This window comes from Gryllotalpicola sp. CP2-P1 (assembly GCF_057512245.1).
Genome location: NZ_JBLRDT010000093.1, coordinates 1 through 10,652, shown reverse-complemented (window position 1 = coordinate 10,652; position 10,652 = coordinate 1). Strand labels below are relative to the sequence as shown.

12 protein-coding genes are annotated in these 10,652 nt (G+C 70.6%); 5 read left to right on the top strand and 7 right to left on the bottom strand.

Features of this window, described 5'->3' with window-relative positions:
- Nucleotides 1-16 precede the first annotated feature (16 nt).
- The 4 genes from fliS to ACM2XV_RS08805 all read right to left on the bottom strand — a co-directional run bounded on the left by fliS (nucleotide 17) and on the right by ACM2XV_RS08805 (nucleotide 3,631).
- Entirely contained in the window at nucleotides 17-448 is a 432-nt protein-coding gene (gene fliS, locus ACM2XV_RS08820) for a flagellar export chaperone FliS (protein ID WP_487026662.1), read from the bottom strand.
- A 13-nt stretch (nucleotides 449-461) separates the two neighbouring features.
- Nucleotides 462-1,835, bottom strand: a complete 1,374-nt coding sequence (gene fliD / locus ACM2XV_RS08815) for a flagellar filament capping protein FliD (protein ID WP_487026661.1) — start codon at nucleotides 1,833-1,835, stop codon at nucleotides 462-464.
- A 71-nt stretch (nucleotides 1,836-1,906) separates the two neighbouring features.
- Nucleotides 1,907-2,755, bottom strand: coding sequence for a flagellin N-terminal helical domain-containing protein (locus tag ACM2XV_RS08810; protein ID WP_487026660.1), 849 nt, complete (start codon nucleotides 2,753-2,755; stop codon nucleotides 1,907-1,909).
- A gap of 99 nt (nucleotides 2,756-2,854) precedes the next feature.
- Nucleotides 2,855-3,631 carry a sigma-70 family RNA polymerase sigma factor gene (locus tag ACM2XV_RS08805; protein WP_487026659.1) on the bottom strand — a complete coding sequence of 259 codons (777 nt, stop codon included), beginning with the start codon at nucleotides 3,629-3,631 and terminating at the stop codon, nucleotides 2,855-2,857.
- Nucleotides 3,632-4,031: 400 nt separating this feature from the next.
- Here ACM2XV_RS08805 and adhP point away from each other — a divergent pair, with 400 nt between their 5' ends.
- Entirely contained in the window at nucleotides 4,032-5,099 is a 1,068-nt protein-coding gene (adhP, locus tag ACM2XV_RS08800) for an alcohol dehydrogenase AdhP (RefSeq protein ID WP_487026663.1), read from the top strand.
- Between the two features lie 86 nt (nucleotides 5,100-5,185).
- Here the strand turns inward: adhP and dapD are convergent, their stop codons facing one another.
- Nucleotides 5,186-6,133 carry a 2,3,4,5-tetrahydropyridine-2,6-dicarboxylate N-succinyltransferase gene (gene dapD, locus ACM2XV_RS08795; RefSeq protein ID WP_487026658.1) on the bottom strand — a complete coding sequence of 316 codons (948 nt, stop codon included), beginning with the start codon at nucleotides 6,131-6,133 and terminating at the stop codon, nucleotides 5,186-5,188.
- Between the two features lie 18 nt (nucleotides 6,134-6,151).
- Here dapD and dapE point away from each other — a divergent pair, with 18 nt between their 5' ends.
- The 3 genes from dapE (at nucleotide 6,152) to ACM2XV_RS08780 (ending at nucleotide 8,672) form a co-directional block, all read left to right on the top strand.
- Nucleotides 6,152-7,222 carry a succinyl-diaminopimelate desuccinylase gene (gene dapE, locus ACM2XV_RS08790; RefSeq protein WP_487026657.1) on the top strand — a complete coding sequence of 357 codons (1,071 nt, stop codon included), beginning with the start codon at nucleotides 6,152-6,154 and terminating at the stop codon, nucleotides 7,220-7,222.
- 11 nt (nucleotides 7,223-7,233) lie between these two features.
- Nucleotides 7,234-8,427 carry a hypothetical protein gene (locus ACM2XV_RS08785; protein ID WP_487026656.1) on the top strand — a complete coding sequence of 398 codons (1,194 nt, stop codon included), beginning with the start codon at nucleotides 7,234-7,236 and terminating at the stop codon, nucleotides 8,425-8,427.
- A 71-nt stretch (nucleotides 8,428-8,498) separates the two neighbouring features.
- On the top strand, nucleotides 8,499-8,672 hold the full coding sequence (locus ACM2XV_RS08780; RefSeq protein WP_344774088.1) for a DUF3117 domain-containing protein: 174 nt from the start codon (nucleotides 8,499-8,501) through the stop codon (nucleotides 8,670-8,672).
- Nucleotides 8,673-8,741: 69 nt separating this feature from the next.
- Here ACM2XV_RS08780 and ACM2XV_RS08775 read toward each other — a convergent pair whose 3' ends face one another.
- Nucleotides 8,742-9,374: an O-methyltransferase gene (locus ACM2XV_RS08775; protein ID WP_344774090.1), complete on the bottom strand. Its 633-nt coding sequence runs from the start codon at nucleotides 9,372-9,374 to the stop codon at nucleotides 8,742-8,744.
- A gap of 87 nt (nucleotides 9,375-9,461) precedes the next feature.
- On the opposite strand from ACM2XV_RS08775, the gene ACM2XV_RS08770 reads away from it, so the two are divergent.
- Nucleotides 9,462-9,827, top strand: a complete 366-nt coding sequence (locus tag ACM2XV_RS08770; protein WP_344774092.1) for a twin-arginine translocase TatA/TatE family subunit — start codon at nucleotides 9,462-9,464, stop codon at nucleotides 9,825-9,827.
- A 31-nt stretch (nucleotides 9,828-9,858) separates the two neighbouring features.
- On the opposite strand, the gene ACM2XV_RS08765 is transcribed toward ACM2XV_RS08770, so the two are convergent.
- Nucleotides 9,859-10,652 (bottom strand): Mrp/NBP35 family ATP-binding protein (locus tag ACM2XV_RS08765; RefSeq protein ID WP_487026655.1); only part of this gene is annotated, 794 nt, incomplete at its 5' end.

Genomic DNA, 10,652 nt, shown 5'->3' with positions numbered 1-10,652 from the left:
CTCGCGCCAGGCGTCCTCAGGCGACACCGAGGCCGCCCTGCTGCTCGAGCCGCTGCTGCGCCGAGAGCTGGCCGACCTCTTCGGCCGCCGTGCGCCACGCCGACGCGAGCGGGGCGATCAGGCGGGCCGCCTCGCGCGTGCGCTCGATGTCGTGGCTGACGTTCGCGGCCACGAGCGCGTTGCGCACGTAGGTGTAGATCGCGAAGAGCTTCTCGGCGTCGTCCCACACGTCGAGGCGCAGCGAGAGCTGCAGCTCGGTGATGATGTCCTGCGCGTGGCGCAGCGGCTGCGAGGCATCCCCCCACCGCTGCTCGGCCTGCGCGAGCTCGGCGCGCTGCAGGTCGAGCTCGAGCCGGTCGTAGAGCATGACGACGAGCTGCGCCGGCGTGGCCGAGAGGATCGCGTCGCGGGCATACGCGGTGCGCGCCTGGAATGCGGTGGTGGTCAATTCTGCCTCCCCTTCACTTCGAGCTCGACGATGACGACGAGCCCGTCAGCGCGTCGATGTACGACTGCACGTAGGAGCCCTGCGACTGGATCTGGCTCATCATGGTCTCCATGTAGGCGAACTGCTGCTGCAGGGTGGCCTGCTGCTGGTCGAGCAGCGCCTGCATGTCGTCCGACTTCTTCTGCATCGCCGTGATCGAGGAGTTGTCGCTCGCGATCTCGCTTGTGAGCGTGCCGTCGAAGGGGTCCGAGGCCTGCGTTGCGGCGGCGTTCACGCGGGCCGCGATGGCGTTGTAGAGGTCGGTCGTGCCCTTCGGGTCGCTCCGCATCGCCGCCTCGAATGCGTCCTGGTCGAAGCTGATGGTGCCGTCCTTGTCGAGCTCGATGCCGATGGACGACGGTGAGACGCCGTCGACGTCGAGCGTCATCGCGTCGGTGAGGGCGCTCGCTGCGCCGCGCACGGTGCTGTCGGCGGTGAACGAGCCGAACACGACGCTCGTGTTGCCGCTCGAGTCGGTCGTCGTCGTGGTGGCCGCGCCCTGCGCGATGCCCGACAGGATGCTCTCGACCGACGAGATCAGCGTCGAGAGGGTCGTGGCCTCGGTGTCCACGTCCTGGTCGATCGAGAGCGTGACGGGGGTGCTGCTCGGCTGCGAGACCGTCACGTCGACGCCCGGCATCAGGTCGTCGAACTCGTTCGTCGAGCTCGTCACGGCCTGCGCCGCCGCGGTTCCCGGCCACAGAGTCAGCTGCGCGTCCTGCGCGGTGCTCACGACCGTGCCGCCGGACTGCGCCATGATGTCGACGCCGTTGCCGTCGAGCACGGTGAAGGCGGCGTTCGCGCCCGTCTGGCTGCTCGAGAGCTGCAGGCGGAAGAGGGCGTTGCCCGAGGCGTCGGTGCCCGCCTGCACCTTGAGAGCGGTCACCCCTGCGCCCGCCGCATTGATCGCCTGGACGACGCTGTCGAGACTGCTCGAGCTGGGGGTGACGGAGGTCTGCGTGCCGTCCGCCGCCACGATGGTGAGCGCCGGGGGGTTCGTCGGCCAGGCCGAGAGCGGGCCGGTGACCTCCACCTGGCGGCTCGCGAGCTGGTCCACGGTGAAGCTCAGCTGGCCGGGCGCCGCCGTCGCGTCCGCCGTGCCCGCGGCGGCGGATGCCTGGCTCGAGGTCACCGAGAACGAGGTCAGCTTCGTGCCGGTGAACGGGTCGGTCAGCTGCGCGAGGCTCGCGAACGCGGCGTTCAGCTTCTGCAGGTCGGCGACGGTGGACTGCTGGGTGGTGATCTGCTTGTCGAGAAGCGTCTTCGGCTGAGAGGCCGCGGCCATCAGCGTCTGGATGAGGCTCGTGGTGTCCAGGCCCGAGGACAGGCCGGTGAGCGGGGTGGTCATTTCGCCTGACTGTCCTTTCCTGGTGCGGGGTGGGGGAGCGGGGGCGCCGGGGCGCCCCCGCCCGGTGGGTTCTAGCCGAGGAGCTTCAGGATGCCCTGGCTCGAGGCGTTCGCCTGGGCCAGCATCGAGACGCCCGCCTGCTGCAGGACCGACTTCTGCGAGTACTCGACCATCTCGGACGCCATGTCGGTGTCCTGGATGCGGCTGTTCGCGGCCGACAGGTTCTGGCCCGTGATGGCCAGGGTCTGCACGGCGTCGGCGAAGCGGTTCTCGGTCGCGCCGATGCGCGACTGGTCCTTCGAGACGGCGGTGATCGCGGCGTCGATCGCGGCGATCGTGGTGTTGGCCGTGCCGTTGTCCGTGACGTCGAAGCCGGTGCCCGCCGCCGTGCCGTCCGCCGAGGCGAGGCTGCCGACCGAGGTCGCCAGGTCCACCGTGCCGAACGAGATGGTGTTGCTCGCGTCGCTGCCCGCGCCGACCTGGAAGTTCAGCGCGTTTCCGCCCTGGAGCAGGTTGATGCCATTGAACGTCGTGTTCTGCGACATCCGGTAGAGCTCCTTGCTGAGCTCGTCGGCCTCGTTCTGGATCGCCTCCCGCGAGTCCGAGTTGTTGGTGTCGTTCGCGCCCTGCACGGCGAGGTCGCGCATGCGGTGCAGGATCGACTGCACCTGCGTGAGCGCGCCGTCGGTCGTCTGCAGCAGCGAGATGCCGTCCTGGGCGTTGCGGCTCGCGACCGAGGTGCCCGAGATCTGCGACTGCAGGCCCTCCGAGATCGACAGGCCGGCGGCGTCGTCGCCGGCGTTGTTGATGCGGTAGCCGCTCGAGAGGCGCTGGAGCGAGTTCTGCAGCTTGTTCTGCGTGTTGTTCAGGCTGTTGTAGGCCTGGAGTGCCGACACGTTGGTGTTGACGGAGAATCCCATGATCGTCTCTTCCTTGATGTGGGTTCACCGCACCCGTCCGTGGGTGCGGGGCGTTACGCCGAGCCCTATCGGCCGGGCTGCGGCATCCGTTACATCAGCTCAGGCGATGTTCCCCGTTTTGGGGGTGCGCCCCACGCTGAGGCGGAACGCGTCGAGGTAGGCAACGGCGCGCGGCGAGCGGGGAGCGCTCTGCGGCTGGTCCTCGTAGACGCTGTCGAGCGCGCCGCGCAGCAGGGCGATGGCCTGCGCGCGCTGCTGCGAGACGGCGCCGTGCGTGACGCCGAGCTCGGCGGCGACCTCGGTGACGGGCCGGTCCTTGAGGTAGACCTCGTCGATGATGGTGCGCAGCCGCTCGGGAAGCGCGTCGATCGCCTGCCGCAGCAGCCCGAGGCGCTCGCGCATGATCGCGACGTCGGCCGGCGAGAGCTGCGGGCTCACGACCTCGATCATGGTGTCTTCGAGGCTCGAGACGGTGCGGTGGGCGAAGCCGAGGCCCTGGGCGGCCGTGGCGCGGTCGACGCCGAGCGTGTCGGCGAGCTCAGCGGTCGTCGGGGTGCGCCCGAGCGAGGCGGTGAGCTGCTCCTCGGCGCGCAGGGTCTCGGTGATCTGGCGGCGCGCGGCGCGGCAGGCCCAGTCGGCCCGCCGCATCTCGTCGCGGACGGCGCCGGCGATGCGCTCGCGCGCGTAGGCGCCGAAGGGGACGCCGCGGCCGGCGTCGAAGGCACGGGCCGCCTCGACGAGCGCGACGGCGCCCGCTGCGGCCAGGTCATCGCGGCTGAGGTGGTCCGCCCGCCCCGCGACCTCTGAGACGACGTAGCCCACCAGCGGCAGATGATCGACGATCAGCTTCTCGTTCTGCTCTCCTGCGGTCCCCACGGCGCGAAACTAATCGAGCCGTTCGCGCTGGGCCAAGAGCCCCGTTCGGCCGAGTCGGCGCGGGGGATAGAACGATCGGTACCCGTCAAGAGCTGACGGGAGGAATCGTCACTTTTTCCGATCCCCCTTCTTCCCAGTCGGTACAAGGGAAGACGGGGGTCGGCCCGGCCGGCGCGCGGGGCGCGGAGACGGCGCGTGCGCAGGGTTCGAGCGGATGCCCCATTTGTGGTGCCCCCCGCGTTTTAGCGCCGATTTACCGCCGGGTCTTTCGCACCCTTGCCGCCGAACTGTCGCAGTTTTTCCGCAGTTTCCGATGCTGTTCGGGCGGCGGCCGACGGGTCTTCGGTCCCTGTCGGCGGGGTGCGGGCGGGGGCATCCTTGCCGCATGTCTCACGATTGCATGCGCGCCGCAGTGGCGCGAGAGTTCGGCGCTCCGCTCGGGTTCGACGAGCGGGTGGTTCCCCTGCCGCACGGCTTCGAGGCGCTCGTCCGCGTCGAGTACACGGGCGTGTGCCACACGGACCTGCACGCGGTCGAGGGCGACTGGCCCGTGAAGCCGGCGCTGCCCTTCGTGCCGGGTCATGAGGGGGTCGGCCGCGTCGTCGCCGTCGGCCATCTGGTCACGTCGCTCTCGGTCGGCGACCGCGTCGGGAACGCCTGGCTGTGGTCCGCATGCGGCGAGTGCGAGTACTGCGCGAGCGGCCGCGAGACCCTGTGCCTCAGGCAGCGCAACGCGGGCTATTCGGTCGACGGCAGCTTCCAGGAGTACATGATCGTCGACTCCCGCTACGCGGCGAAGGTGCCTGAGGCGCTCGAGCCGGCTCAGGTGGCCCCGATCCTCTGCGCGGGCGTCACGGTGTACAAGGGGCTGAAGACGACCGAGGCGCGGCCCGGGCAGTGGGTGGCGATCTCGGGCATCGGCGGCCTCGGCCACCTCGCCGTCGAGTACGCCGTCGCGATGGGCCTGAGCGTCGCGGCCGTGGACATCGACGACGCGAAGCTCGCGCTCGCGCGTGAGCTGGGCGCGTCCGTGACGGTCAACGCCGCGAAGACGGATGCCCCGGCCGAGGTGCAGCGCGCGATCGGCGGCGCCCACGGTGTGCTCGTCACGGCGCCGAGCGAGCAGGCGGTGGCGCAGGCACTCGGCATGGCACGCCGCGGCGCGACGATCTCGCTCGTCGGGCTGCCCTCCGGAACCTTCCCGGTGAGCGTGTTCGACACGGTGCTGAACGGGCTGACGATCCGCGGATCGATCGTCGGCACCCGCGCGGATCTCGCCGAGGCCCTCGACTTCGCCGCCCGCGACAAGGTGCACGCCACCGTCACGACACACCCGTTCGCCGACGTCAACGAGGTGCTCGACGACATGCGTGCGGGCCGCATCCTCGGCCGGGTGGTGCTCGAGGTGGCCGGCACCCTCGCCCGCGAGGACGCCGGGTACCCCACGCGGCAGGCATCCACCGTGTGATCGCGCGTGCGCGCGTCGCGCAACTCGCACGGTTCCGCGTACGCGCGGAGGCGTTCCCGGCGCGCAGCCGTGCGTCATACGCGCTGCTACGCGTGCAGGGCCGAGTTCAGCTCGATCCCCTTGCCCTGGCGCTGCACGGCCTCGACGGCACCCGTCAGCGAGTTGCGGCGGAACAGCAGGTTCGGAACGCCGGACAGCTCCACCGCCTTGACCGAGACCGGTTGCCCGTTCTCGTCGCGCTCGCCGACGAGCTGCACCTTCGACCCGGCGGTCACGTACAGCCCGGCCTCGACGACCGAGTCGTCGCCGAGCGAGATGCCCACGCCGGCGTTCGCGCCGAGCAGCGCCCCCGAGCCGATCACCACGCGCTGCGTGCCGCCGCCCGAGAGCGTTCCCATGATCGACGACCCGCCGCCGATGTCGGCGCCGTCGCCGACGACGACCCCCTGCGAGATGCGGCCCTCGACCATCGACGTGCCGAGCGTCCCCGCATTGAAGTTCACGAAGCCCTCGTGCATGACCACGGTTCCGGGGGAGAGGTGCGCGCCGAGGCGCACGCGCGAGGCATCCGCGATGCGTACGCGATCGGGCACGACGTAGTCGAGCAGGCGCGGGAACTTGTCGACCGCGTACGCCTGGATGCCGGCGCGTTTCAGCGTCGGCAGCAGCGCCGGGTAGTCCGCGGCGGCCACCGGACCCGCCGACGTGAAGACCACGTTCGGCAGATGCGCGAAGATGCCGTCGAGATTCAGCGAGTTCGGCGCCGCGAGCAGGTGCGAGAGCAGGTGCAGGCGCAGATACGCGTCAGAGGTGCCGGCGACCGGGGCATCCAGATCGATGGCGACGACGACCGCCTCGAGGCGCACGTTGCGGCGGTCGTCGGGGCCCGCGAGCTCGGCGAGCTCCGCCGGGATCTCGTACGTCTCGGGCAGCGGCCCGAGCTGCGGCTCGGGGTACCAGGTGTCGAGCACGGTGTCGTCGGCGGCAACGGTGGCGAGGCCGTAGCCCCAGGCAAGGCGGGCGTCATCAGTCACGCCCCTAATCTAGATGCCATGCCCCTCGACCTCACCGCGACCTCGATCGAGCTGACCCGCCAGATCTGCGACATCGAGTCGGTGAGCGGCAACGAGAAGGAGCTCGCCGACGAGATCGAGCAGGCGCTGAATCGGATGCCCCACCTCGAGGTCCTGCGCGACGGGGATCTCGTCGTCGCCCGCACTCGCCTCGGTCGTGCGCGCCGGGTGGTCATCGCCGGCCACATCGACACCGTGCCCGTGAACCACAACCTGCCGACGCGCCTGACGACGGAAGACGGCGTGGAGTACCTCTGGGGTCGCGGCACCGTCGACATGAAGCCCGGCGTCGCCGTCGCGCTGAAGCTCGCGGCCGAGCTCGCCGAGCCGAGCGTCGACGTGACCTGGCTGTTCTACGACCACGAAGAGGTCACGAGCGACCTCAACGGGCTCGCGCGCCTCGCCCGCACCCGCCCAGAGCTGCTGGCCGGCGACTTCGCGATCCTCGGCGAGCCGAGCAACGGCGCCGTCGAGGGCGGCTGCAACGGCACGATGCGCTTCGACGTGGTGACCCGCGGCAGACGCGCCCACAGCGCACGCGGCTGGATGGGCGAGAACGCGATCCACAAGGCCGCGCCCGTGCTGCAGCTGCTCAGCGACTTCGTGCCTGAGACCATCGAGGTCGACGGCCTCGCCTACCGCGAGCAGCTCAACGCCGTGCTCGTGAGCGGGGGCGTGGCGGGCAACGTCATCCCCGACGAGTGCCGCATCCACGTGAACTACCGCTTCGCGCCGTCGCGCTCGACCGACGAGGCGGAAGCCGCCATGCGCGCCCTGTTCGAGCCGCTCGGCGAGTTCGAGCTGAAGGACCTGTCCCCGGGCGCCCGCCCCGGCCTCGACGACCCGCTCGCCCGCGAGTTCCTCGACGCGGTCGGGCTCGAGGCGAAGCCCAAGTACGGCTGGACCGACGTCGCCCGCTTCAGCGCCCTCGGCATCCCTGCCGTCAACTTCGGGCCGGGCGACCCGAGCCTCGCTCACGCCGACGACGAGCGCGTCGAGACGCGGCAGATCACCGCCTGCGAGGACGCGCTGCGCGCCTGGCTGCAGTGAGAGCCGTCGCGATGAGATGGCGGGCCCTGCCGTGGTGGGCCCGCGTCACGGTCGTGTTCCTGCTCGGCCGGGCCGTCGACACGCTGCTGCTGCTCTGGCAGGCCGCCATCGAGGGCCCCAACGCGTGGACCGGGGCGCACCCCCGCTACCTGCAGTTCGCGAACATCTGGGACGGCCGCTGGTATCAGATCATCGCCCAGGTCGGCTACCCGCGCGTGCTGCAGTTCGACGCGACGGGCCACGTCACCCAGAACCAATGGGCGTTCCTGCCGGTCTATCCCTACGTGGTGAAGGGGGTCATGGCGCTCACGGGGATGTCGTGGGAGGCATCCGCCGTTCTTGTCACCGTGCTGTGCGGGTGGGGCGCGACGCTCCTCTCCTACAAGCTCATGCGCGCACGCCTGCGCCCCTCGACGGCCATGTATGCGACGGTGCTGTTCCAGCTCGCGCCGGTCGCCGCGCTCTTCCAGGTCGCCTACGCCGAGGCGATGTTCACCCTGCTGCTCACGGCGATCCTCTACCTCTGGGTGAAGCGCCGCTTCTGGTGGATGCTGCCCCTGATCGTCATCGCCGCCTTCACGCGCCCGGGCGAAGTCGCGCTGGCCCTCGCGCTCGGCCTGTGGGTCGTGTGGCGGCTGTGGCGAGCATGGCGGGGCACCGAGCCGATGCGGATGCCCGAGCTCGTGGCATCCGCCAGCGCGACGATCGTCGCCCTCGTCTCCGGACTCGCCTGGCCGCTGATCGCCGCCCGCGTGACGGGCTACCCGAACGCGTACACCGAGACCGAGCTGTCGTGGCGCGTGTCGTACACGGGGTGGGAGCCGCTCGTTCCGTTCACGCCGTGGATCCAGGGGGCGAAGTGGTGGTTCACGCTGTGGCTGCACACCCCGGCCTGGGTCGGCTATGTGGCGCTCGGTGCGCTGGTCGGCCTCGGCGTGCTGTTCCTGCTGGTTCCGCCCGCACGCCGACTGGGCGTCGAGCTGCGGCTCTGGCTGCTCTCCTACGGGCTGTACGTGCTCGCGGTGTTCTTCCCGCAGTCGAGCACGTTCCGCATTCTGCTGCCGCTGTTCCCCGCACTCGGGGTCGTGGCCGCGCCGCGTTCCCGGTGGTACCGCGCGGGCATGGTCGTCGTGTTCCTCGCGGCGCAGATCGGCTGGCTGCTGCTGGCCTGGACCATCGGCGACTACGACTGGTCGCCGCCGTGACCCTGAGTGGGTGGTGCCCGGCGCCTCAGCCCGTGCGGGATAATGAGTAGAAACCACGAAAGGGGAGCTACATGGCGGCCATGAAGCCGAGAACCGGAGACGGACCCATGGAGGCTGTGAAGGAGGGGCGTCTCATCATCGTTCGCGTGCCTCTGGAAGGCGGCGGCCGACTGGTCGTTTCCGTCAACGACGACGAGGCCAAGGAGCTTCACGACGCGCTGGCTTCTGCCATCGGTGCCAACTAGCCAGTACGTCTCATGAGGGCCGCCCGTCAGGGCGGCCTTCTTGGTTAAGCGGCTCAGCCCCGTGTCGTTCTAGAGCGCTGTCTTGGTGATCTGCAGCAGCCCGTCGCCCACGGTCGAGAGGGCGCTCACGACGGCGCCCGATTGCGAGATCTCGCCGATGAGCGTGCGGAACGCCGTCGCGACGTCGTCGCGGTTCGCCGGGTTGCCGACCTTGCCCTGCCAGAGGGCGTGCGGCACGAGCACGGTGCCGCCGGGGCGCGCGAGGCGCAGGCCGTGCTCGACGTATTCGATGACGTTGCCGGGGTCGGCGTCGACGAGCACCACGTCGTAGGCGTTCTCGTTCATGCGCGGCAGCACGTCGAGCGCGCGGCCCGCGATGAGGCGCAGCCGCGCGGGCAGGGCACCGGACTCGAGGAAGAACTGCCGGGCGTGCTGCTGGTGGTCGACCTCTGTGTCGATGCTGGTCAGCTCGGCATCCCGCGCGCCGCGCAGCAGCCACAGGCCCGAGACGCCGAGACCCGTGCCGATCTCGATCAGCTTGCTGGCGCCCGTTGCGGCGACGATGACGGATGCCTGCGCGCCCACCGCGGGGGCGACGGGGGTGACCCCGAGCTCGAGCGAATGCTGCCGCGCGCGAGCGATGACCTCGCTCTCGACGACCACATCGTTCGCGAACTTCCAGTTGATGTCGTTGTCCGACATGGGCCTCCGTACTTCCGTCCTCAGAATATCCGCCGGGGAAGCTGAGGGCTGGTCAGACGCACGGCTGCGAGCGATTACGATGAGCGGGTGTTTGGGATCTCGTTCGACAAGCTGCTGGTCATGGCCGGCATCGCGGTCATTCTGATCGGTCCCACGCGACTGCCGGGCTATGCCGAGAAGCTCGGCCAGTTCGTGCGCAACCTGCGCCGCTACGCCGACGACGCGCGCGAGAAGGTGCGCGAAGAGGTCGGCTCCGAGGTCTTCGACGAGATCGACTGGAAGAAGCTCGACCCCCGCCAGTACGACCCCCGCCGCATCATCGCCGATGCGCTGCTGTCAGACGACCCCGCCGACGAGCCCGAGAAGGTGGTCGGCATCGCGGCGGTCGCCACGAAGCCCGCGCCGCCCCGGGTGGCGGGCGCCCTGCCCCCCTTCGACGCCGAGGCCACCTAGGAAGCGGCCGCGCCGGAAGAAATCGGCGGCCTCAGTGGCTGAGGCGCGGTGCGATTCCGAGGGAGCGCCCGGCCAGGTTCCTCGGGCGGTGCGCCATGCCGTCGGCGATCTTCCCGATGACCGCTGCCGCCGGGTCGCCCGGCGCCGAGACCACGATGGGCGAGCCCTCGTCGCCGCCGACCCGCAGCGGGACCGACAGGGGCACGGCGCCGAGCAGGGGCGCTCCGAGCTCATCGGCCACGCGCTGCCCGCCGCCCGAGCCGAACAGCTCGCCCGACATGTTCTCGATCACGCCGTAGACGCTCTGGCCGGTCTGGCCGGCGAGCGCCCCCGATCGCACGGCCACCTCGGCGGCCGCGAGCTGCGGCGTGGTCACGACGATGACCTCGGCGTTCGGCAGCAGCTGCCCGACCGAGATCGCGATGTCGCCCGTGCCCGGCGGCAGGTCGAGCAGCAGCACGTCGAGGTCGCCGAAGTACACGTCGGTGAGGAACTGCTGGATGGTGCGGTGCAGCATCGGCCCGCGCCAGGCCACCGCCGACGACGGCCCCTGGCCGCGCTCAGGGTCGAGGAACATGCCGATCGAGACGACCTTCACGTCGAAGGCGACCGGCGGCAGGATCATCTCGCCCACCCGCGTGGGGCGTGCCCCCGACAGGCCGAGGATGCCGGGAATGGAGAACCCGTGCACATCGGCGTCGACGAGCCCCACGCGCAGCCCGCGCGCGGCGAGCGCCACCGCGAGATTGCCCGTGAGCGTCGACTTGCCCACGCCGCCCTTGCCCGAGGTGACCGCGTAGACGCGGGTCAGCGAGTCGGGCCCGA